Source organism: Rhodococcus phenolicus, assembly GCF_001646785.1.
Lineage (GTDB): Bacteria > Actinomycetota > Actinomycetes > Mycobacteriales > Mycobacteriaceae > Rhodococcus > Rhodococcus phenolicus.
In genome coordinates this window covers 1-18,090 of record NZ_LRRH01000065.1, presented here as the reverse complement: position 1 = coordinate 18,090, position 18,090 = coordinate 1, and the positions used below count along the sequence as shown (strand labels likewise).

General features: G+C 68.6%; 18 protein-coding genes and 1 pseudogene. 6 read left to right on the top strand and 13 right to left on the bottom strand.

What is annotated here, in order from left to right; translation table 11 throughout:
- Window positions 1-12: 12 nt before the first annotated feature.
- The 4 genes from A8G15_RS18525 to A8G15_RS18510 all read right to left on the bottom strand — a co-directional run bounded on the left by A8G15_RS18525 (window position 13) and on the right by A8G15_RS18510 (window position 4,935).
- Entirely contained in the window at window positions 13-423 is a 411-nt protein-coding gene (locus tag A8G15_RS18525) for a DUF4233 domain-containing protein (RefSeq protein WP_068162795.1), read from the bottom strand.
- The gene (gene folC, locus A8G15_RS18520; protein ID WP_068162792.1) at window positions 420-1,841 is read right to left on the bottom strand and encodes a bifunctional tetrahydrofolate synthase/dihydrofolate synthase; all 1,422 of its coding nucleotides are present in this window, start codon (window positions 1,839-1,841) and stop codon (window positions 420-422) included. The genes A8G15_RS18525 and folC overlap by 4 nt, the downstream gene beginning before the upstream one ends.
- Window positions 1,838-4,501, bottom strand: coding sequence for a valine--tRNA ligase (locus A8G15_RS18515; protein ID WP_211270197.1), 2,664 nt, complete (start codon window positions 4,499-4,501; stop codon window positions 1,838-1,840). Before A8G15_RS18515 ends, folC begins: the two co-directional genes overlap by 4 nt.
- A gap of 65 nt (window positions 4,502-4,566) precedes the next feature.
- A complete protein-coding gene (locus tag A8G15_RS18510; protein ID WP_068162784.1) occupies window positions 4,567-4,935 on the bottom strand; it encodes a cupin domain-containing protein in 369 nt (122 codons plus the stop codon).
- Window positions 4,936-5,009: 74 nt separating this feature from the next.
- On the opposite strand from A8G15_RS18510, the gene A8G15_RS18505 reads away from it, so the two are divergent.
- Both A8G15_RS18505 and A8G15_RS18500 read left to right on the top strand, forming a co-directional pair.
- The gene (locus tag A8G15_RS18505) at window positions 5,010-5,450 is read left to right on the top strand and encodes a MarR family winged helix-turn-helix transcriptional regulator (protein WP_068162781.1); all 441 of its coding nucleotides are present in this window, start codon (window positions 5,010-5,012) and stop codon (window positions 5,448-5,450) included.
- Between the two features lie 122 nt (window positions 5,451-5,572).
- Window positions 5,573-5,815 carry a hypothetical protein gene (locus tag A8G15_RS18500; protein ID WP_068162779.1) on the top strand — a complete coding sequence of 81 codons (243 nt, stop codon included), beginning with the start codon at window positions 5,573-5,575 and terminating at the stop codon, window positions 5,813-5,815.
- 43 nt (window positions 5,816-5,858) lie between these two features.
- Here A8G15_RS18500 and A8G15_RS18495 read toward each other — a convergent pair whose 3' ends face one another.
- Window positions 5,859-7,850 carry a S9 family peptidase gene (locus A8G15_RS18495; protein ID WP_068162776.1) on the bottom strand — a complete coding sequence of 664 codons (1,992 nt, stop codon included), beginning with the start codon at window positions 7,848-7,850 and terminating at the stop codon, window positions 5,859-5,861.
- 128 nt (window positions 7,851-7,978) lie between these two features.
- On the opposite strand from A8G15_RS18495, the gene thiD reads away from it, so the two are divergent.
- Window positions 7,979-8,779, top strand: coding sequence for a bifunctional hydroxymethylpyrimidine kinase/phosphomethylpyrimidine kinase (gene thiD, locus A8G15_RS18490; protein WP_068162773.1), 801 nt, complete (start codon window positions 7,979-7,981; stop codon window positions 8,777-8,779).
- An 86-nt stretch (window positions 8,780-8,865) separates the two neighbouring features.
- Here thiD and A8G15_RS32535 read toward each other — a convergent pair whose 3' ends face one another.
- On the bottom strand, window positions 8,866-9,243 hold the full coding sequence (locus A8G15_RS32535; protein ID WP_211270196.1) for a hypothetical protein: 378 nt from the start codon (window positions 9,241-9,243) through the stop codon (window positions 8,866-8,868).
- 410 nt (window positions 9,244-9,653) lie between these two features.
- Between A8G15_RS32535 and A8G15_RS18480 the strand changes: the two genes are divergently transcribed.
- The gene (locus tag A8G15_RS18480) at window positions 9,654-9,845 is read left to right on the top strand and encodes a ferredoxin (RefSeq protein WP_068162885.1); all 192 of its coding nucleotides are present in this window, start codon (window positions 9,654-9,656) and stop codon (window positions 9,843-9,845) included.
- 53 nt (window positions 9,846-9,898) lie between these two features.
- The gene (locus tag A8G15_RS18475; protein WP_068162767.1) at window positions 9,899-11,233 is read left to right on the top strand and encodes a cytochrome P450; all 1,335 of its coding nucleotides are present in this window, start codon (window positions 9,899-9,901) and stop codon (window positions 11,231-11,233) included.
- A gap of 61 nt (window positions 11,234-11,294) precedes the next feature.
- Here A8G15_RS18475 and A8G15_RS18470 read toward each other — a convergent pair.
- Window positions 11,295-11,903: pseudogene (locus A8G15_RS18470) on the bottom strand (GNAT family N-acetyltransferase).
- A gap of 156 nt (window positions 11,904-12,059) precedes the next feature.
- Between A8G15_RS18470 and A8G15_RS18465 the strand changes: the two are divergent.
- Window positions 12,060-13,250, top strand: coding sequence for an NAD(P)/FAD-dependent oxidoreductase (locus A8G15_RS18465; RefSeq protein WP_068162765.1), 1,191 nt, complete (start codon window positions 12,060-12,062; stop codon window positions 13,248-13,250).
- Window positions 13,251-13,307: 57 nt separating this feature from the next.
- On the opposite strand, the gene A8G15_RS18460 is transcribed toward A8G15_RS18465, so the two are convergent.
- Genes A8G15_RS18460 through A8G15_RS18435 form a run of 6 tightly spaced genes read right to left on the bottom strand, consistent with a single transcriptional unit; the run spans window position 13,308 to window position 17,720 of the window.
- A complete protein-coding gene (locus A8G15_RS18460) occupies window positions 13,308-14,297 on the bottom strand; it encodes a heme-dependent oxidative N-demethylase family protein (protein WP_068162762.1) in 990 nt (329 codons plus the stop codon).
- Window positions 14,294-14,797: a dimethylamine monooxygenase subunit DmmA family protein gene (locus A8G15_RS18455; protein WP_068162759.1), complete on the bottom strand. Its 504-nt coding sequence runs from the start codon at window positions 14,795-14,797 to the stop codon at window positions 14,294-14,296. Before A8G15_RS18455 ends, A8G15_RS18460 begins: the two co-directional genes overlap by 4 nt.
- Window positions 14,794-15,801, bottom strand: coding sequence for a heme-dependent oxidative N-demethylase family protein (locus tag A8G15_RS18450; RefSeq protein WP_068162756.1), 1,008 nt, complete (start codon window positions 15,799-15,801; stop codon window positions 14,794-14,796). The genes A8G15_RS18455 and A8G15_RS18450 overlap by 4 nt, the downstream gene beginning before the upstream one ends.
- Complete coding sequence (locus A8G15_RS18445) at window positions 15,798-16,817, bottom strand: PDR/VanB family oxidoreductase (protein WP_068162753.1); 1,020 nt, start codon at window positions 16,815-16,817, stop codon at window positions 15,798-15,800. Before A8G15_RS18445 ends, A8G15_RS18450 begins: the two co-directional genes overlap by 4 nt.
- On the bottom strand, window positions 16,817-17,329 hold the full coding sequence (locus A8G15_RS18440) for a dimethylamine monooxygenase subunit DmmA family protein (RefSeq protein WP_068162749.1): 513 nt from the start codon (window positions 17,327-17,329) through the stop codon (window positions 16,817-16,819). Before A8G15_RS18440 ends, A8G15_RS18445 begins: the two co-directional genes overlap by 1 nt.
- Before the next feature lie 13 nt (window positions 17,330-17,342).
- On the bottom strand, window positions 17,343-17,720 hold the full coding sequence (locus A8G15_RS18435; RefSeq protein ID WP_068162745.1) for a cupin domain-containing protein: 378 nt from the start codon (window positions 17,718-17,720) through the stop codon (window positions 17,343-17,345).
- Between the last annotated feature and the right edge of the window lie 370 nt (window positions 17,721-18,090).

Here is an 18,090-nt window from a genome sequence, read left to right as displayed (position 1 = left end):
CAGCGTAGAGGTTCAGTCGCGCTGGCCCGGGAGCAGACCCCGCGCCTCCCGTTCCTTGATGTCCTTGCGCAGGTAGAGCAGGTACGCCCAGACCACCGAGAACAGCACGCCCACGGCCCCGAGCGCGGGGTCGATGAAGAAGCCGAGCAACGTCAGCACCTGCAACCCCAGGTTGAACGGGATCGCCCACGAGCGGCCCTGCACCCCCGCGCCGAGGAACATCAGCACGGCCAGCACCACGATGTAGCTGCCGGAGAACGCGTCGAGACCACCGCCGACCGCGGCGACGACCGGCAGCACGAGCAACACGACGATCGCCTCGAGCACCAGCGTGCCTGCCATGACGCCGCGAAAGCCCTTCCACGGGTCCTTCGCCGGGGGCCGGATCTCGCGGTCCTGTCCGTCCGGGTTCTCGTTGCTCACGCTGGGTCCTTTCCGAACAGGCTGCGGGCGGCACCGGCAGTGACGACCGATCCGGTCACCACGACACCCGCCCCCGATACTGCCTCACCGGGTTCGGCCACCTCCTCGGCGATGGCGATCGCCGTCTCGATCGCGTCGGGCAGTGTCGCCGCGGTCACCACGCGTTCGTCGCCGAACCGGGCGACGGCGAGATCGGCGAGGTCGTCGACGTCCATGGCCCGCGGCGACCCGTTGTGGGTGACGACGATCTCGTCGAACACCGGCTCGAGGGCCTCGAGCAGCCCGCGCACGTCCTTGTCGGCCATCACCGAGACGACACCGACGAGCTTGCGGAAGTCGAATTCGGCGGCGAGCGCCGCGGCGAGGGCCTTCGCGCCGTGCGGGTTGTGGGCGGCGTCCAGGAACACCGTCGGTGCGCTGCGCACCCGTTCCAGCCGGCCCGGGTTCACCACCGAGGCGAACGCTTCGCGCACCGCGTCGACGTCGAGCTGCCGATCGGGTCCGGCACCGAAGAACGCCTCGACCGCGGCGAGCGCCAGCGACGCATTGAACGCCTGGTGCTCGCCGTGCAGCGGCAGGAAGATGTCGCTGTACACACCGCCGAGTCCCTGCAGCTCGAGCTGCTGGCCGCCGATGGCGATCTGCCGCTGCAGGACCGTGAACTCCGAGCCCTGCCGCGCGACCGCGGCGTCGGACTCGACCGCCTGACGCAGCAGCACCTCCATCGCCTCGGGTTCCTGCCGGGCGATGATGGCGACGGTGTCACGGGGCACCAGGTCGTCGGGGCGGGCCGGCTTGATGATCCCGGCCTTCTCCCCCGCGATCTCGGTGAGGGTGTCGCCGAGATAGCCGGTGTGGTCGATGCCGATGGGTGTGATCACCGCGACCTGGCTCTCGACGACGTTGGTGGCGTCCCAGCGACCGCCGAGACCGACCTCGACGACCGCGACGTCGACGGGGGCGTCGGCGAACGCGGCGAACGCCATCGCGGTGGTGACCTCGAACTTGCTCATCCTGGGGCCGCCCGCGGCCTCGGACTGCTGGTCGATCATCCGGACGTACGGCTCGATGTCGCGGTAGGTGTCGACGTAGGTGCGCGGCGAGACGGGCACACCGTCGATGCTGATCCGCTCTGTCGCCAGCTGCAGGTGCGGGCTGGTCGTGCGGCCGGTTCGCCGGTGCATGCGGGTCAGCAACGCGTCGATCATGCGGGTGACCGATGTCTTGCCGTTGGTGCCGGCGACGTGGATCACCGGATAGCTGTGCTGCGGGGAGCCGAGCAGGTCCATGAGCGCGGCGATCCGGGTCAGCGACGGTTCGATCTTCGTCTCGGGCCAGCGCTGGTCGAGTTCGGCCTCGACCAGCGCCAGCTCTGCGAGATCGACGGGGGACGGTTCCCCGGGACGTTCGGTGCTCACGCCTGTCCCAGCTCCGCCAGCCGGGCCGTGAAACGGGCGATCTCCTCTTCGGCGATCTGCTTGCGCGCCGTGATCTTCTCCACCACCGGCGCCGGGGCCTTCGCCAGGAACGCCTCGTTGCCGAGCTTGGCGGAGGTGCCGGCCAGTTCCTTCTCGGCGACGGCGAGATCCTTGCGCAGACGCGCGATCTCGGCTGCGACATCGATCGTGCCCGAGGTGTCGAGCTCGACCGTGACGGTCGCGCGGGACAGGCGCACCTCGACGGACGCGGTCGCGGAGAACCCCTCCGCGGGATCGGTGAGACGGGCCAGCGACCGCACCGCCGGAACCTGCGCGGCGAGGTCGGCGGCGTCGATCTCGGTGATCCGCGCGGCGACCTTCTGCGACGGCTTGAGGCCCTGATCGCTGCGGAAACGGCGCACCTCGGTGACGAGCTTCTGCATGTCCTCGATGCGGCGGGCCGCGTCGTCGTCGGCGGTCTGCGTACTCGCGGCGGGCCATGCGGCGACGACCAGCGACTCACCGCCGGTGAGCACCTTCCACAGGGTTTCCGTGACGAACGGGATCACCGGGTGCAGCAGGCGCAGCAGCGCGTCCAGGACGGTGCCGAGCACGGCCCGGGTGTGCGCGGCACGGTCGGCGTCCTCGGCGAACTGCACCTTGGCGAGTTCGAGATACCAGTCGCAGACCTCGTCCCAGGCGAAGTGGTACAGCGCCTCGCATGCCTTGGAGAACTCGAACTTCTCGAACGCCTCGTCGACGTCGGCGCGGACCTGCTCGAGCCGGTCCAGAATCCAGCGGTCGGCGTCGGTCAGGTCGCCGCGGGCCGGCAGCTCGGCCACCACGGCACCGTTCATCAGCGCGAACTTGGTGGCGTTGAAGAGCTTGTTGGCGAAGTTGCGCGAGGACTGGGCATGGTCCTCGCCGACGGCGAGGTCGCTGCCCGGGTTCGCGCCGCGCGCGAGCGTGAAGCGCAGGGCGTCGGCGCCGAAGCGGTCCACCCAGTCGAGCGGGTCGATGCCGTTGCCGCGGGACTTCGACATCTTCTTGCCGAACTGGTCCCGGACCAGGCCGTGCAGGAACAGGTCGGTGAACGGAACCTTGGCGTCGCCGATCGCGTCGTCTCCCGAGACGTAGGTGCCGAACATCATCATGCGGGCGACCCAGAAGAACAGGATGTCGTAGCCGGTGACGAGAACGCTGGTGGGATAGAACTTTTCGAGTTCGGCGGTCTTCTCGGGCCAGCCCATCGTGGAGAACGGCCACAGGCCCGAGGAGAACCACGTGTCGAGCACGTCGGGGTCCTGCTCCCAGCCCTCGGGCGCGGTCTCGTCCGGTCCGAAGCACTCGACCTGACCGTCGGGGCCGTACCAGATCGGGATGCGATGACCCCACCACAACTGCCGGGAGATGCACCAGTCGTGCATGTTGTCGACCCATGCGAACCAGCGCGGCTCCTGGCTCGCCGGGTGAATCACCATGTCGCCGTTACGGACTGCGTCACCGGCCGCCTTCGCGAGCGTCTCGACCTTGACCCACCACTGCATCGACAGACGCGGCTCGATGGTCTCACCGGACCGCTCGGAGTGGCCGACGCTGTGCAGGTACGGGCGCTTCTCGGCGACGACGCGCCCCTGCTCGGCGAGCGCCTCGCGGATCTTCACGCGGGCTTCGAACCGGTCCATGCCGTCGAAACGCGTTCCGCTGTCGGCGATCTTGCCGGCCTTGTCCATGATGGTGGGCATCGGCAGGTTGTGCCGCAGGCCCATCTCGAAGTCGTTCGGGTCGTGCGCCGGGGTGATTTTCACTGCGCCGGTGCCGAAGGTCGGGTCGACGTAATCGTCTGCGATGACCGGGATCTGCCGTTCGGTGATCGGATGGTGGATCGTGGTGCCGACGAGGTGCTTGTAGCGCTCGTCCTCGGGGTGCACCGCGACGGCGGTGTCGCCGAGCATCGTCTCGACGCGGGTGGTCGCGACGATCACGTGCGGTTCGTCGTCGTTCAGGGAGCCGTAGCGCAGGGAGACGAGTTCACCCTCGACCTCCTCGAACTTGACCTCGATGTCGGAGATCGCGGTCTGCAGCACCGGCGACCAGTTCACGAGACGCTCGGCGCGGTAGATGAGGCCGTCGTCGTACATGCGCTTGAAGACGGTCTGCACGGCGCGGGACAGGCCCTCGTCCATGGTGAAGCGGTCGCGGGACCAGTCGACGCCGTCGCCGATGCGGCGCATCTGCCCCTGGATGGTGCCGCCGGACTCGCGCTTCCAGTCCCACACCTTGTCGATGAACAGCTCGCGGCCGAAGTCTTCCTTCGCCTTCCCGTCCGCGGCGAGCTGCTTCTCGACGACGGTCTGGGTGGCGATGCCGGCGTGGTCCATGCCGGGCAGCCACAGCGTCTCGTACCCCTGCATGCGCTTGCGGCGGGTCAGCGCATCCATGAGGGTGTGGTCCAGGGCGTGACCCATGTGCAGGCTGCCGGTGACGTTCGGCGGCGGCAGCACGATGGAGTAGCCGGGCTTGTCGCTCGCCGGATCGGCACTGAAGTACCCGGCATCTACCCAGCCCTGGTAGAGCTCGGCCTCGACAGCGCTGGGGTCCCAGCTCTTGGGGAGGGCGTCGGCGGGATTCTGCGGGTTCTCTGGCGCACTGGTCACCAGGCAATCCTAAGCGCCGGGCACAAATCGCCTGGACAGCCCCCGATCGTCGGACCTCGCGGCCGAGTTCACTGTGCCCAGGGCGGGGTCAGCCGGGTGCCGTCGCCGAGGGTCGCGGTGAGCCCCGGGGTCGTCGTGACCCACACTGCCGCTCCCCGCGGACCGCCGTCGACGATCACCTCGGCGCCGGCCCGCACCAGCGCGACGTCGCCCGCCGCGACGCGGTGGTGGACGCCGTCGATGGTGATGTGCAGGGTGCCGTCGAGGACGAGAAGCACCTCGTCGCGGCTGGGACGGTGGGCGACACCGCGCGACCCGGCCGGGACCGTGAGCTTCCAGGCGCACAGTTGCGTGCTGTTCCTGGATGCCACGTAGGACGAGAACGTGCTGCCGTGCGCCTCGAATCGGATGCTGGCAGCGGAGTCGAGAACCGTCATCTCTGTTCCTCTCGAATGGTCAATCTCCTTGTCTATATGGTCAAGCTCCTTGTCCTTTCTGTCAAGATGGTTGCATGCCCGATTTCCCGGATCTGCCCGCGCTCGTGCTGCGCGCGGCCACCCAGCTCATCGATGCCATCCAGGACGGTGTCGTAGAACGGGGGTTCACCGACGTGCGGCCGTCGCACGGATTCGCGTTCGCGCGGATCAGCGCCGGCGACGCCACCGCCTCCGACCTCGCCGACCATCTGGGTGTCACCAAGCAGGCCGCCGGGCAGCTCGTCGACCAACTGGTCGAGCGCGGCTACGTCACGCGCGAACCGGCCCCCACCGACGCCCGGGCGCGCCTGCTGCAGCTGACGGACAAGGGCTGGGCCTGTACGCGCGCGGCGGACGACGCAGCGCGGGAAGCGGTCGCGCGATGGCAGCAGCAGCTCGATCCCGCGACCTTCGCCGCGCTGGGCACCGCCCTCCGGACGGTGATCACCCCGGGAGGCCTCCGCCCCTCATGGTGACCGCCCCTCGTGGTGAGGCCCCTCATGGTGACGGTCCCGCCGGGCGGCCGCTCCGCGTGTGAACCGGCCTCCCACCGGGTATCCCATGGGCCCGAACCGGTCGACACGAACGGGAGACCACGATGATGCGAGCACTGATGCTGGCGGCGGGTGCGGCCGCGGCGGGGTACGTCCTCGGCTCGAAATCCGGCAGAGGCGCCTACGAGAAGATGAAGGGCCAGTCGGCGGATCTGTGGCACAACGCGGCAGTCCAGGACAAGGTCAGCGAGGCGTCGAAGGTCGTCAAGGAGAGCGTTCCCCACGCGAAGGAGACTGTCAGCGAACTGGCGAAGAAGGCCGGACACCGCACCGGCATCACATCCTGACTTGTCCCGACTTCCGCCCGCGTGACGCGCCGATCGGCGGATTTCAGCCCAGCAGCTCCGGGAGGTCGATCGGCCGGCCCAGCACGTGCTCGGACAGGAACGCTTCGACCGTCCGGTACCAGATCGCCGTGTGCTGCGGACTGAGCACCCAGTGGTTCTCGCTCGGGAAGTACAGGAAGCGGTGGACGGTGGTGCCATCGTCGTCGGCCGGCAGGCCCGATTCGGACAGCAGTTCGTACCAGAGGCGCAGCGCCTCCCCGATGGGGACGCGATAGTCCTTGTCACCGTGGATCACCAGCATCGGGGTGACGATGCTGTCCACGTACAGATGGGGCGAGTTCTCCACCGCCATCTCCGGGGTCATCTCGCGCTGCCAGTACCAGGCAGCGTCGGTCGTCGGCGCGAACTGGTCGAGCGCCCACAGGCTCGCGTGGGTGACGATCGCGCGGAACCGGTCGGTGTGCCCGGCGATCCAGTTCGCCATGTAGCCGCCGAACGATCCGCCCATCGCGGCGGTGCGCTCGCCGTCGATCTCGGGCAGCGCTTCGGCGGCGTCGGTGATCGCCATGAGATCGGTGAACGGTTCCTTGCCCCAGCGGCCCCAGCCACGCTGCACGAAATCGCGGCCGTATCCGGTGGACAGAGCAGGGTCGGGCAGCAGCACCGCGTAGCCGCGGGCGACGAGCAGCCACGGGTTCCACCGCCACGACCAGGTGTTCCACGAGCTCAGCGGCCCACCGTGCACCCACAGCAGCAGCGGGGCGGGAGTTGCCGCAGCGGCGCCGGCGGGCAGGGCCAGCCAACCACGCACGGGTGTGCCGTCGACGGCGGTCGCGTGCACCTCGGTGAGCCGGCCGGGCAGCTCGGGCAGCTCGCTCGGAGCTCGCAGCGGCACGACCGTGCCGCGGTCGTCGCCGGTCAGGGCGATGCGCACGGGATGCGGTGGCGTCTCGTAGGAGGCGCGCAGCGCGAACGCGTACCGGCCGTCCGGCGCGACCTTCACGTCGCTGTACGCGGCGTCGTCGGTGGTGAGCCGAACGGGCAGTTCGTCGCCGACGGTGCACGCGAAGATCGGTGCGCGGCCGTGGTCGTCGGCGATGAGCAACAGTCCCGATCCGTCCGGCAGCCACGCCAGCGAGGTGGGCCAGCGGTCCCAGCCGAGGGTCGCGTCCGACGTCTTCCCGGTGGGAAATTCATACACGCGCAACGTGATTCGCGGCGGATCCTCGGGGGTCGTGACGGTTTCCCGGAGGAAGGCCACACGAGTGCCGTCCGGCGAGATCCGCGGCGAGACGGCGTCGCCGCGTTCGTCGTCCACGAGCGACGTGCGCAGGCCGGTCCCGAGATCGACGCGCACGAGCGTGGTGCGGCGCGAGCCGAGCGGGCCCGGCACGGACCACGTGGTGACAGCGAAGGTGCCGTCGGCCGCGATGTCGACTGCCGCGTTGCGCAGCGAACCGCGGATACCGGGAGTGAGATCGTCGAGGGTGCCGTCGGCACCGACCGACAGCAGATGCGGGCGCTCGGGGCCGAGGTCGGCGTCCCAGTAACGGACGGGATAACCGGTGTGCAGGACGGCGGAGACCTTCGCATCCTTGCGGGCGGCGCGGAGCCCCTCGTCGTCGCTGTCGGCGTGACCCAGCACGGGTGCGGTCACGACGATGCGGTCGGCGCGGGTCGCGGTGTGCACGGCGGAGATACCGCCCGGGCGGTACGCGATCCGTTCGGCCTCTCCGCCGCCGGCGGGCAGCCGCCACAGTGATGCCGGATCGTCGTCGGCGCCGCGCGCGGCGGTGAACAGGAGATCGCCCGCTGCAGTGAAGACCGGGTTCGCTTCACCTTTCGCACCGTGGGTGAGCCTGCGCGCCGGGCCCCGGCCGTCCGGGTCGAGCTCCCAGAGCGCACCGGTGTAGGCGATCCCCTTCTCGTCGAGCGTGGACCGGGCGACGACCACCCGCGTGCCGTCCGGGGACAGCGCGAGCGCGGTGACACGAGGCAGTGCGAGGTAGTCGTCGAGGTTGTCGAACGCCGTCATGGCGCTCACAGTAGCGGCGCGCTACCCCGGGCGGCCCCGGCCCGGCACCCGACCGGTTGTTAACCTGTGTGCCGACCGATCGTGGCAGTTCGTCCACGGTCCCCACACCTCGAACGGAGAACACCGCTGTGGTCGACCTCGCCTTCGTCATCGCCGGTTCGGAAGCGACCGGGGGCGCCGGCCTGCAGGTGGACCTGAAGACGTTCCAGCAACTGGGTGTGTACGGCGTCGGCACGACCACGTGCATCGTCTCGTTCGACCCGGAGAACAACTGGGGCCATCGGTTCGTGCCGATCGATCCGCAGGTCATCGCCGATCAGATCCAGGCCGCGACCGCAGCGCACGATCTCGATGTCGTGAAGATCGGCATGCTCGGCACGCCCGCCACCATCGACGTCGTCGCCGAAGCGCTCGGACGGCAGTCGTGGCGGCACGTGGTGCTCGATCCGGTCCTGATCTGCAAGGGGCAGGAACCGGGCGCCGCGCTGGACACCGACAACGCGCTGCGCACCCAGGTGCTGCCGCACGCGACGGTCGTGACCCCGAATCTCTTCGAGGCCCGCACGCTGTCCGGGATGGACAGCATCGATTCCGTCGACGATCTGATCGAGTCCGCGCGGCGCATCCACGATCTGGGGCCGCAGTACGTCATCGCAAAGGGGGGCGTCGAACTCGACGGTGACGACGCGGTCGACGTGCTGTTCGACGGCAGCGAGGTGACCTTGCTGTCCGCGCCGAAGGTCGGCAGCGAGCGGGTCTCCGGCGCAGGTTGCACGCTGGCGGCGGCGATCACCGCTCAGCTCGCGAAGGGTGCCGACGTGGCCGCGGCGGTCGCACTGGCGAAGGACTTCGTGACCGCGGGCATCGAGGCACGGGTGTCGGCGAACACTCCGTTCGACACCGTCTGGCAGGGCGCCTACCGGGGCTGAGCTCCGTCGTTCCTCCGTGGGCCGCAGCGTCGGCGTCCTGAACCAGGTGAATCCGATTTCATTGCAGGACATGCCAGTTCGACCGGTTATCGGTGCGGCTCGACCTGCCTCTGCGGCGGCGGGGATCCGAAACAACGTCGTGCGGCGAGGATCAGTGCGCCCACCGCGATCACCGCAGCCCCCGCCTGCACCAACCCGACGGGCGTCGTGACGGCCAGGATGATGCATCCGGCCGGCCCGAGCGCCACGACGACCCGCGCCGCCCGTGCCGACTTCCGACCACCGCGATAGTCGGCCGCCGTGAGCAGCACGACCGCCGCGACCGGAACCGCGTGTGCCCGCTCCGGCCAGGCGTGGAGTCCGACGGGCAGCGCCACGGCGGCGCACGAGGCGGTCGTGCCGACCACGGAACACCAGCCCGCCAGACATCCCCAGAACTCGCCGAGCCGTTCGCGTCCGTACACGTACGCGCCCCCGGAGACCGGATATCGCGCCGCCGGCCGTCCCGACCAGACGCATTGCAGTACGCCACCCACCGCCACCGCCGCGACCGCGAGCCCGATCGGCCAACCCGATCCCGCGACTCCGACCGCCGTTCCGGTCGGGTTACCGCGGCCTGCTGCGTCCGCGTCCCGAACCGTCCGACGGGCGAACTCGGCGGCATCGCAAAGAATTGCGGACGGAAGCTTGCACCCGACCCACTCTAAGAATACTATTCTGCCAATCCGGAATGTGGTTTCCGAAATAGAGACCGCTACTCTTCCCTCACTCGTCGGCGACCGGAATCCGTCGCCGACCACGTTCCGGTGCGATGACGAAGAAATCATCGAACACAGTGCACGAGAACAGTATCCACTTCGAGACGGAGCAAACGATGAAGGTCGACGTTGATCCGCGACGCTGCCAGGGACACACCCTGTGCGCCATGGCCGCCCCCGCGTTGTTCGAGCTCAGCGAGATCGACGGCCATGCCACCGCCGTCCGCAGCGACATTCCGGCCGACCTCGCGGACAGCGCACGAGAGGCCTTCCGCAGTTGCCCCGAACAGGCCGTCTCACTCCACTGACACCGCACGTCCGAATCCGCACCCACCGTTACCCGCGCGCGAGAGAGCAGGACATGAACGTCGAAGACACCGCACACCGAACACCCGTATTCCAGTTCGATCGACATGCCCCGGACTACCGTGACAACTTTCTGCGCATCACCGACGAGATGCATTCGAAGTGCCCGATGGCCTGGTCCGACACCCACGGTGGTCACTGGGTGGCGGCAGGCAGCAATGCCGTCTTCACGCTCTCCCGCTCGGCCGACATCTCGAACGACCACGACATCAAGGGAGAACGCCGCGGATACAAGGGGATCATGATTCCGACGGCGGCCCGAGCGTCGGGTGTCCGGGGTGGAATCCTCGAGATGGACGACCCCGAACATAGAGAGTTCCGCACGGTCCTCAATCCGTACCTGTCCCCCGCCGCCATCCGGAAGTGGGTTCCACTGATCGACGAGGTGATCCGGGCCTGCCTCGACGAGAAGATCGAGACCGGTGAGATCGACTTCATCGACGATCTGGTGAACATCGTGCCTGCGGTCATCACGCTGGCGATGCTGGGAATTCCGGTTACGAAATGGAAGGTGTACTGCGAACCGGTCCACGCCGCGATGTACACACCTCCGGACTCGCCCGACGTTCCCCGCGTGGCGGAACTCCATCGCACGATGGGCGTGGACCTCCTCACCAACCTCCACGAGATCCGCGAGAATCCCCGCCCCGGCATGGTCGACGCCGTCGCCCGGGCGACCGTCGACGGCGAGACGCCCGACGACCTCGAACTACTCGGCGTCCTCAGCCTGCTCATCGGCGGCGGATTCGACACCACCACCGCGCTGACCTCCCACGCGCTCGAATGGCTGTCCCAGAACCCCGATCAGCGCGAGGTCCTCAGCACGGAACGCGACCGGTTGCTCGACTCGGCGACCGAAGAGTTCCTGCGGTTCTTCTGCCCGTCGGCCGGCGACGGACGCACCTTCTCCGCGGATGTCGAACTCGATGGTGTCCGGTTCAAGGAGGGCGAACGAGTCTGGCTCTCCTGGGCGATGGCCAACCGGGATCCCGAACTGTTCTCGGACCCGAACACCATCGACCTCGAACGCACCGGCAATCGCCACTTCAGTTTCGGATTGGGCGTGCACCGCTGCATCGGATCCAACCTCGCGCGCACCATGTTCAAGCGGATGCTCGTCGCCGTCCTCGACCGTGTACCGGACTACCGGTGCGATCCGGAGGGCACCGTTCACTACGACTCCATCGGGGTCATCCAGGGCATGCGACGGCTTCCGGCCACCTTCACACCGGGTCCCCGGCTGGGGGCCGGGCTCGACGAGACCCTGACCGGAATCCAACGGCTCGTCGACGAGCAGGGGCTTGCCGCGCCCGTGACGGCGCGAGGGTAGACACGCCGGCACGCGACCGGATCGCGCTCGCTGCGCGGTCCGGTCGTAGGACCGGATTCGGTCACCGCGGCGTGCGCCACATCGCCCACAGCGTGGGTCCTCCTCCGGGCACGACGATCTCGCCGGTGACATCGAACCCGAACCGCTCGTAGTAGCCGATGTTCGATTCCTTGCTGGACTCGAGGTAGGCGGGCACACCTGTGGCGTCGCATCGATCGAGGCGTGATCGCAGCAGCGCCGCACCGTATCCGCCACCGCGTGCGGCGCTCGCGGTGCCGATCGCCGACAGGTACCAGTGCGGTTCGCCGGGGTGCGCCGCGTCGAGTGCTTCGCTGACCTCCTGCCCGATGCGGGATCGACGCCCGAGGGCGAGCATCAGGCGCGGCATCATGCGCAGCGACTGCACCGCCGACGGCTTCCACGCTCCGGGCGGCGCCCACAGGGTCGCTCCGGCCGCGGCGCCGTCGGCACCCTCGGCGATCTCTGCCCCGCCGCCGGGTACCGCATGGAATCGGGCTTCGGCGGCGAACATTCGCGGCAAACCCCGTGCGCGGTGTCGCATCTCGGGTCACATCCATTCCATCACCGGGTCGTCGGCGAACGCCTCGGCGAGAACAGCTGCAACGGCGGAGACATCGGCTTTCGAGGCGGGACGCACGGGGACCGTCATGGCGCCGACGGTACCCGGCCGCGGGACGGCGCGACCGCGGACCGGTGCGGTCGTCCCGGCAGGGTTTACCTCGTCGTCACACAGCGTCATCCCACCGAGTTTCTTTTCATGCAACAGTGTACATTGACAAGAAACAACGACCTGCGAGGATGACCGATGACAGAAAGCGCCCGTGTAGTAATCGTCGGCGGCGGACTCGAAGGACTGGCCACGGCATGGTCCCTCGCCGAGCGGGGCGAGACCGACGTCCTCGTCCTCGAACGGGGAACCCTGTGCTCCGGCATGACCGGAAAGTCCAGCGGCATCGTCCGATGCCACTACGGCGTACCGTCCCTGGCCGCGATGGCCTGGCACGGTGTTCAGGTCTTCGGCAGCGCCGACGAGATCTTCGGCACCGACATCGGATTCCGGCAGACCGGCTACATCGTCGGAGTGGGCGAGAACAACACCGGCCCCCTCGCCGCGAACGTCACGATGCACCGCGAACTCGGTGTCCCGGTCGAGAGCATCGACGCCGACGAGGTCCGCCGGTTGTGGCCCGGAATCGCCCTCGGCGATTTCGCCGCCTTCGCCTACGAACCGCTCGGCGGTCACGGCGACGCGTACATGACGGGAATGGCCTACGGCACCAGGGCCCGGAGCCTCGGCGTCCGGGTCCGCCAGTCCACCGAGGTGACTTCGCTGCTGCAGCGCCCCGGCGGCGACGTGTACGGTGTAAAACTGGTGGACGGCACCGAAATCCATTCCGACACCGTCGTTCTCGCGACCGGGGTCTGGTCACCGACCCTCGGCGCGACCGCGGGGGTCGACCTTCCGATCCGGGCCCAGCGCGAACCGATCCTCCTGGTCGATCAGGGCGTACCCACCCCCGACGTCCCGACGTTCTCGGACCTGGTCAACCTGCACTACGTGCGCCGCGAGCCGAACGGCGAACTGTTGGTCGGCAACAGCGATCACTCGTCGCCCGAGATCGCCGATCCCGACTCGTATTCCAACCGCGCCGACGACGGCTACATCGAGGTCGCCGTCGGCAAACTCGAACGGCTGCTGCCGGAGATGCCCGATCCGCGGCTGGCATCGTCGTATGCGGGCTGTTACGACATCACCCCCGACTACAACCCGATCATCGGCCCCTCCCCCGCGCCCGGATTGTTCCTGCTCGTCGGGTTCAGCGGACACGGCTACAAGATCTCCCCGGCGGTCGGCCGGCTCGCTGCCGATCTGCTGCTCGACGGAATCTCGAGCGACCCGGCCGTCGACGGGAACGACTTCCGCTACTCCCGGTTCGCCGAGGGCAAACCCCTGACGAGTCTCAACCCCTACGTCGGCGCGGGCGAAATGCGCTGACCTACGCGTGCCCGTGCGCGGTTCCGGCAGCGGCAGCTGCCGGAACCGCGCACGAGGTCACTGGGAACGTAACCAGGCCATCGCGGCCATCCGATACGAGTCGATGCCCTTGTACCGCGCGATCTCGTCAGGCAGTTCCTCGACGATGTCCGCGAGCTGCGCGGCCCACTCCGGAATCCGGGCGACCTCCGAGAGCGGCGCCATGTAAGTGCGGATGTTGAAGACGATCGCCCCGGTCACGGGCAACCGGATCAGATGCTCGAGCTCGATCCGCAACTGGATCCGGCCCCAATCCCCGTCCGCGATCAACCGGGGCATGTCGTCCATCCACTCCGGCATCGACTCGAGACTCGTGTCGCGGCGTCGCGACCCGACAGCCGAGAACGTCCAGTTCACCCGGCGGTATGCCTGATCACTGGTGAGCCGGCGCATGAATTGCTCGGCGCGGTCGGTGATCCCGTCCGGCGTCAGACCCGGTACGGGCCGGTGGATCTCGTGCAGGCTCATGCCGATGTCGAACTTGACCGACCAGTCCGCCGACGACGTGACCAGCGCGGCATCGAACCACAGGTGCCCGTCCCGCTCCGTGACCAGCAGCACGTCGTCGGGCAGCTGGCACCCGACGAACACGAGGGGATGTTCGGGCAGTGAGGTCTCGTCACCGAGCACGAACCGCTGGTCGATTCCGAGCAGATCGTTGCGCCAGCGGTACCCGGTCTCGTCGGCGTCCAGGTGCATGACGTCGGGAAACGACTGCGCCATCTCGCGCATGTAGTAGAGCAGCAGGTCCCAGCACGCCGGGGTCATGTGGGGAAGCGTCTGCACCCGCGCCGGATCCGCGCGGAGGATCGCGCGGCGTAATGCCATCATCTCGACGTACTCGTCGTGGCTCTTGCCGAGATCGACGATGTGCTCGCCCCACACGCCGGCCGCGGTGACGGTGCGCCTCGGCGCGGGCTCGACGTTCACGGCGTAGCGGAAGGTACCGTCCCCCGCGGGAAACGGCCACGGCAGGCAGGACAGGTCGCTGGCGACGGAAGTGGTCACGGTGTTTCCTTTCCTGGTGAAGGACAGGCCACGGCACCGAGGTAGGTGCCGTGATGTCCCGACAGATGAGGGCGGATCTCGAGGTGGAGCCCGCACGATCCGCAGGCGACGACCGCGCCCGGCTCCGCCTCGACGTCGCCGGTCCGGCCGCAGTGCGGGCAGAACAGCGAGACCCCTTCGGTGGCAGTGACATAGGTGGTCGTCTCGCACGGCAGGACACCGGCGGCGCGCGCCGCGGCCGCCGCGAGCATCGCTTCGCGGCGAGGCCCGGCGATGAGCACACGGCTGCCGGCCCGTGCCTGCTGCACGAACTGCGTCACCCGGGCGGCGGTGGCCGCGGGCACCACGGTCGCGACGCGGCCGGCGGCCAGCGCCTGAGCCGCCCAGGTCCCGACGACTGTGCGGGCGTCCGCACAGTCGCCGACGCAGAAGAGCAGATGGATCCGGCCGGTGGGATCGATCGGTGGGACGGTCCCGGTAACGATTCCGGAGTTCTTCACGGTCGCACACCCCCGAATTCACGCAGCCACTTCAGGCCCGGCTCGCGGGTTCGTGTGATGCCCTTGTAGTCGGCCATGTCGTCCGGGAGTTCCTCGAGCACCCGGTAGAGGCGGTCGGCCCACTCCGGCACGAGCGCGACCTGTTCGAAGGGCAGCAGGTGGGTGCGGATCAGAAACATGAGCGCGCCGGACTCACCGAGCCGGATCAGGTGCTGCACTTCCACCCGGAGGTGCAGGCGCCGGCCGACGTCGGCGAGAGGTCCCTCCGCGAGCAGCCGGCGGTCGCGTCCCCATTCCGGGTAGGTCTCGGTCGCGGTGTCGAGTCGGCGATCCACGGTGAGGGTCCAGTTGGTACGCCGATAGCGTTGTCCGCCGGCCAGTCCCATGAGGAAGGACTGGGCGCGCCCGATCACACCCTCGGTGTGGATACGAGGTACCGGACCGTGAATCTCCAGGAAGCTCATACCGATGTCGAAGCGCAGCGACCAGTCCGCCGCGCACGTCACGAGCCCCGCGTCGCCCCACAGCGCGCCGTCGCGCTGGTCGAGCAGCACGACATCCTCCTGGATCTGCCTGCCGATGTAGAGGAGGGGCGGTTCGGGCAGGGTCACGGCCCGCCCGAAGACGAATGCCTGCTCGAGATCGAGTGCGACATTGCTCCACCGCCAGATGTCGCCGTCCCGGTCGAGGGCGAACCTCCGCGGGTACGCCTCGGCGAGCATCTTCATGAGTGTGAGCATCGCGTCCCATTGCGCGATGTCCATGTGCGGGAGCGCCTGGAACCGGCCGGGATCTGCGGCGAGCACGCGGGAACGCTCGGCGAGTTCGTCGAGGTGGTGTTCGTCGATGTCGACGGGATGGTCCCCCCAGCCGCCGGCGGCCGTCTCGGTCCGGGTGCCCGCGGGTTCGACGTTCGTGCTGTATCGGTAGTTGTTCCGCGGGAAAGGGAAGGGGAATCGTGCGACCCGGTGCGGCAGCACGGCGGATTCGGTTGCCGTGGTCACAGTTCCAGCTCCAATCGGGATCCGGCAGCGCGGGAGACACACGGCATCATGCAGTCGCCGGCGTCCTTCTCCGCTGCGGTCAGGTACAGATCGCGGTGTTCGACGGCACCGTCGGCGACGGACGTCCGGCATTCGCCGCACACCCCCTGCCGGCACAGGTTCGGTATCGCGACACCTCTGGCCTCGAGGGCGTCGAGCAGGCTGACACCGGATTCGACGTCGATGTCCAAGCCGGCGCGGCGCAGGTGCGCGGTGAACGGCGACCCCGGATCGAGGTCGCCGACGCCGAAGTGTTCGTAGTGGATCCGCGCGTCCGGCCAGCCCGCGTTCCGGGCGCGGCCCGCGAGATCCTCGATCAGGCCGGACGGTCCGCACACGTACAGATGGGTGCCGAGCGGCCGATCGAGCAGGGCCGGGTCCATCGCGGCCCAGAACTGCTCCGGCGTGTGGTAGGTGTGCAGCCGATCGCTGCACAGGTCGCGCAACTCGTCGAGGTGCGGACCGTCGCCCTCGCGAAACGTGTAGTGCACCTCGAACGACCGGCCCCATCGAATCGCCGCGCGGACGTGCGACAGGATCGGCGTGACTCCGATGCCGCCGGCGACGAGCATGTGGTGCCGCGCGGTCAGCACCGGCGCGAACGCGCTGCGCGGCGTGCTGACCTCCACGAGGTCGCCCACCGCGAGATCGTGGACCCAGCGGGAACCGCCCCGGCCGTGTTCGTCGAGGCGCACGGAGATCGAATAGCTGTGCGGCTCGAACTCGGCACCGGTCAGCGAGTAGGAGTTGCGGCGGGGACGGCCGTCGGCGTGGTGGCCGCAGGACAGCACGATGTGGCTGCCGGGGGTGAACGAGGGCAGCGGCCCGCCGGTTCGATCGGCGAGCCGGACGTGCCGGACGTCGCGCCCCACGGCGGCCACCTCGGTGACCGTCAGAGCCAGGGCGGTGCCGCCGTCCCGGACGGCGGCACCGGAATCGGAATCGGAATCGGAATCGGAATCGGATACGAGGGTCATCAGCTCTCCTCCGCGTCGATCATGTAGCCGAAGTACGCACCATGCCGCCTCGAAACATGGTGATAGACCATCAGTTTCGCGTCACAGCCCGGACAGGCTCCGGTCCCGCCGATCGCCGCGTCCGTCGAATGGACGGACAGGCAGTGCACGCAGTACAGCCGGCGACGTCCGGCGACGAGCACCTCGGGAAGGATCTCCGCGTCGAGTGCGCCGGCGGCGACGGCCTTCGCACGGGCGGCGAGAACGGACGCCTCGTCACCGACCAGCACCAGGCGCCATCCCACCCGGGCCGCGGAAAGGTGACGTTCGAGAGCCGCATCGGCCGCGTCACCCCAAGTGGTGGGCACGCGCAGCCAGCTCACCCGGCGGCCTTCGAAGGACGCGACCAGGGTGCGCGCCCGCTCGGCGGCCGCGTGACCGAACGACATGACGGTGACGACCCGCCCACCGGGGGCCACTGCTCGCTCCTCCGCCCAGCGGGGCACGCTGGTCGTGTTCGCACACACGCTCATCGGCTCGGCCTTCCTAGGGGGCGAAGGTGCGCTGGCCGACGTAGAACGCGATCGCGCCGTCGGGGGTCGTGAACCGGATCCGCGAGCCCTTCGGGAAGAAGATCGCGTCCCTCGCCCGGGCGATCTCGACCTGCCCGGTGTCGAGGTTCTCGAGCCGGAACTCGCCGTCGAGAACGACCTTCATCTCGTCGTATTCGTACAGGTAGTCCAGCGGTGCGTCGGTGTGGTCGAGCTTGAAGTAGCCAGCCGCCATCGCCGAACCCTCCGGGTTCGGGTACACGTCGTCGATGTAGCCGCGGGTGCCGGGAAACTCGTCCACCGGCATCTGCGGGAGCGACTTCCAGAAGTCTGCGGTGACGCGGAAAGCGGGAACCGCGACGGTCTCTGCCATGGAAACTCCTCGGGGACGGTGGTCGAAAGGGCCGTTGCGAACGAAGTTCGGAGCGGAAAACGACCAGCGTGATCGCTGTCGTGAAACACACAGTAATGCGATGAAACCCTCGGATCGGTTGCGCCCGGGTTAACGCCTGTAACGAAACAAGCTCGGCTGCAACCGATTACACCGTCCGTGCGGATTCGCAACCGGAAGCGGCGGCCTTCACGACATCCTCACACCGGCGTAACCGACTGGCAATGCGGCGCGTGTTTCCTTATATTCGACAGCGGTTCACCTAGTGAAACCATGCAGCCGAAGCCGAGGAGTCCCCATGACGCTCGAAGCACCCGATCTCGCCGTGATGCGCCTGCCGTCCCCCACCCCC

Bases quoted from the DNA above. Each gene is read 5' to 3' on its own strand.
- A8G15_RS18510 (WP_068162784.1), bottom strand. From the start codon at position 4,935: ATGACGGTTCTCGACTCCGCTGCCAGCATCCGATTCGAGGCGCACGGC.
- A8G15_RS18505 (WP_068162781.1), top strand. From the start codon at position 5,010: ATGCCCGATTTCCCGGATCTGCCCGCGCTCGTGCTGCGCGCGGCCACC.
- A8G15_RS18500 (WP_068162779.1), top strand. From the start codon at position 5,573: ATGATGCGAGCACTGATGCTGGCGGCGGGTGCGGCCGCGGCGGGGTAC.
- A8G15_RS18495 (WP_068162776.1), bottom strand. From the start codon at position 7,850: ATGACGGCGTTCGACAACCTCGACGACTACCTCGCACTGCCTCGTGTC.
- A8G15_RS18480 (WP_068162885.1), top strand. From the start codon at position 9,654: ATGAAGGTCGACGTTGATCCGCGACGCTGCCAGGGACACACCCTGTGC.
- A8G15_RS18475 (WP_068162767.1), top strand. From the start codon at position 9,899: ATGAACGTCGAAGACACCGCACACCGAACACCCGTATTCCAGTTCGAT.
- A8G15_RS18465 (WP_068162765.1), top strand. From the start codon at position 12,060: ATGACAGAAAGCGCCCGTGTAGTAATCGTCGGCGGCGGACTCGAAGGA.
- A8G15_RS18445 (WP_068162753.1), bottom strand. From the start codon at position 16,817: ATGACCCTCGTATCCGATTCCGATTCCGATTCCGATTCCGATTCCGGT.
- A8G15_RS18440 (WP_068162749.1), bottom strand. From the start codon at position 17,329: ATGAGCGTGTGTGCGAACACGACCAGCGTGCCCCGCTGGGCGGAGGAG.
- A8G15_RS18435 (WP_068162745.1), bottom strand. From the start codon at position 17,720: ATGGCAGAGACCGTCGCGGTTCCCGCTTTCCGCGTCACCGCAGACTTC.